General features: G+C 39.3%; 4 protein-coding genes. 3 read left to right on the plus strand and 1 reads right to left on the minus strand.

Going from position 1 to position 3,052, the window contains the following annotated elements:
- Positions 1 to 137 precede the first annotated feature (137 nt).
- Both H6G97_RS48875 and H6G97_RS48880 read left to right on the plus strand, forming a co-directional pair.
- The gene (locus H6G97_RS48875) at positions 138 to 875 is read left to right on the plus strand and encodes a hypothetical protein (RefSeq protein ID WP_242056158.1); all 738 of its coding nucleotides are present in this window, start codon (positions 138 to 140) and stop codon (positions 873 to 875) included.
- Positions 876 to 892: 17 nt separating this feature from the next.
- Positions 893 to 1,558 carry a hypothetical protein gene (locus tag H6G97_RS48880; protein ID WP_190947488.1) on the plus strand — a complete coding sequence of 222 codons (666 nt, stop codon included), beginning with the start codon at positions 893 to 895 and terminating at the stop codon, positions 1,556 to 1,558.
- Positions 1,559 to 1,711: 153 nt separating this feature from the next.
- On the opposite strand, the gene H6G97_RS56425 is transcribed toward H6G97_RS48880, so the two are convergent.
- Positions 1,712 to 1,903, minus strand: coding sequence for an HAD hydrolase-like protein (locus H6G97_RS56425; protein ID WP_190947490.1), 192 nt, complete (start codon positions 1,901 to 1,903; stop codon positions 1,712 to 1,714).
- A 167-nt stretch (positions 1,904 to 2,070) separates the two neighbouring features.
- Here H6G97_RS56425 and H6G97_RS48890 point away from each other — a divergent pair, with 167 nt between their 5' ends.
- On the plus strand, positions 2,071 to 2,988 hold the full coding sequence (locus tag H6G97_RS48890; protein ID WP_190947489.1) for a DEAD/DEAH box helicase: 918 nt from the start codon (positions 2,071 to 2,073) through the stop codon (positions 2,986 to 2,988).
- Positions 2,989 to 3,052 lie beyond the last annotated feature (64 nt).

Consider the following 3,052-nt stretch of genomic DNA (forward strand, 5'->3'; position numbering starts at 1 on the left):
GTAGTGTTTTGCAACTGTTATCTAGCCGCCTCAATTATTAGTGAACACCTTTGCAGACTACACTTTCAGGCTGTTATTTGGCTATTCTGTTTGTGAAATGAGCGAACCGACCGTTTAAACGCGCTAAAATCCTAGAAATGTCCCCGGTCGAAGCCGTTAAATGGGTCAAAGAATGCTTTACCGAATTTCAAAATATCTCTGGCTCCAAGTTGATTATTTTGGATGAAGGAACGGCTGTTTGTTCCAAATTTAAAAATACCAAGGATGAAATTGGCTGGCTCAAAGACAAAATCATCTCTTACTGTTCTTGCGGTGATAGTTCTGGTTGGCATTTCTGGATTGTCGTGCAAAACCCTCACACTGATGACTTGGGCATTTCTGGCGGACTGCGATCGCAGTTAACCTCTGTGGCGTTAGTTCATCCTGATAACGTCCCAGCTTACAATGCCATGATTGCCACTCAACTCATCCCCAGCGATCGCAAGATTACTTCAACCCAAGTCATGGAAATTGCTGCACAATCACCAGTCGGTCGAGCAGTTTATTACGGCGGCATTAATGAATGGATACCAATGCTTCTGTTAAAGAATTTTTCTGGTTATGACCGGGATACCAAAAACTTTATTGACTCTGCACCAAGTAATAAGCAAACCTCTCAAGCTGAAACTAAGGAGTCTTGCACACCAACAACCCAAGCTCAACAGATGTTGACACTTTTAGAGAAGACGAAAGCCAATTCCATTGATGAGTTTATCCAAACCGAGTTGAAATTAGACGGAGTTCCACCAGAGCTAATCCGTTTGGGAATTGAAAAATTACTCCAAAATTCTCATATAAAGTACAAATTCGGCGGTTGCAATAGTAATCAAAATTAAAATTTGTTGAATAACCTATGCAAGACAACAATCAAAGCAACTCCCCCTCAGCAGCCTCAAGCCCTTTAGAAAAGTTAACAACGAGTGTTGTTAATTTTATTAACAGTCTCTCTCAAAGCTTTAAACTTTCAGAACGCGAACTACTAGTTCAAAAACAGTGGCTACATAATATGCAAACTAGTCAGCTTCTCAAAGAACAACAGGATTTCATCAATGAAGCTAATCAACAGATGCCTATACTATTAACTTCCAAGTCAAGATTAATAATTCTGGAAGCAATACTTGTCACTCGTGCTAGAAATGGACAACCTATAGATGATTTAGTGACGGCAATTGAAGTAGTCAGGAAGAACGTTCTTGAGATAGATATCCAGCCCAATCTCAATTTAGAAAAGGAGCAAAAAACTCAACCTCAGAAGACCAAAGATGCACTAATTACACATCGTCACCAGTACAAGTTACCTGTTCTGAGCGAAGTTGGTGATTCAATCACTGATGTCCGAAACCTTATATTAATTGTGCCTCTAATTGCGGCTCTATTTGTTTTGATTTTGCCGATTACTAGCCCAAGAATTTGCGATTCTTGGGAGAATGCTACTGGCACTTATGAAAAAAAAAGTTTGTTTTGTCAACTTTCAGGTGATTTGAATCGCTTTTTTCAAGACTATCAGAAGCTAAAATGAATCTTCTAGCTCTGGTAACAATCGCCGGACAGAACTGGAATGGTATTGGGGTTATCCAGCTTGTTTAGCAGCTATGGTAGCGATCGCGGCTGGATTGCTCTTCTTTTTTTGGCATCGCGGTTGGTTCGAGAGTTTTTCCACGACTAAGCATGATTAAGAGGCAGTTATTATCGCCTGTGCTGCTATTGAAAGGATAACCAAAATATAGTCAGCAATTCCTAAACGAGACATTTGGAGCTGAGACTGATTACCTTGAGCTATCAAAATCGTTTTAGACCCTGCGCTATGTTCAGCTTCTAGATCACTTAAATTATCGCCAATAAACCAACAATTTGGTAAATCTATATTTTTAGTCTATCTAATTTGCTCTTTATAAAGTAAAATCGCATTAACCTAAGTCAAAACATCTTTACTACTTTGAGAATTAGGATTATCGGTATCTTAACTTTAAGAACTTGTGGCATAATGAGCAATATTCCCACGGGAGAAAAATTATTTTTGAGGTAGATTGAATGCCTGTTACCTACGAACTTAGAGATTATCAACATCAGTGGATAAAAGATATTTGTAATTCTTGGGAAAAAGGTAATAGGCGGGTGCTTGGACAACTCCCGACAGCCGCCGGGAAAACGGTGTGTTTTGCACATATTTCCCATAAATTTTTTGACCAAGGAAAGCAAGTTTTAGTCATTGCTCATCGGATTGAGTTGATATCTCAAGCTGCCGAAAAGCTAGAGCAAATTATCGGTGAACCAGTTGGGATTATCAAAGCAGGTGTTCTGGCTAATCCGGAACACAGAATCCAAGTTGCTAGCGTTCAAACGTTGAGCAGACGAGAGGTATTAGAGTTGCCAATGAACATTGGACTTTTGATATTAGATGAAGCGCATCGTGCAACTGCTCTATCTTATCGACGATTAATTGAACATTATGAAAGCGCCCAGATATTAGGTGTAACTGCAACTCCTCAAAGAATTGATGGTCAAGGTTTTGTTGATTTATTTGATGATTTGGTTATTGGCATTGATACGGATAAATTAATCCAGGCTGGGTATTTAAGTAACTTTCGATTATTTGCAACGAATCAAACTATTTCTACTCTTGGAGTTGCAAAATCTCGTGGGGATTTTAGAGCCAAAGAGCTAGCGGTCGCCGTCACTAGCCAGATTGGAGTTAGTGAAATCCTTGAGAATTATTTTAAATATGCACGAAATCTTCGTACAGTTATTTTCGCCTGTAGCTTAGAACATTCTCGTGCCCTGGCTGCGGAATTTTCTCGTAATTATATTAGTGCCGAACATTTGGATGGGAAGACTTCCCCACAAGAGAGATTAGAAATATTGCAGCGTTTTCGCAATGGCACAACCCAAGTAATTACTAACAGGACTTACGCAACTGGCACAATGCGATCGCCAATTACTAGTACATAAGTATTATTTGAATCTGATTCCGAATGCCTTGTATTTGTAATAAAAGCTGGTGTATTGGAAGCAA

Origin of the sequence: Nostoc flagelliforme FACHB-838 (assembly GCF_014698065.1) — a bacterium.
Taxonomy (GTDB): domain Bacteria; phylum Cyanobacteriota; class Cyanobacteriia; order Cyanobacteriales; family Nostocaceae; genus Nostoc; species Nostoc flagelliforme_B.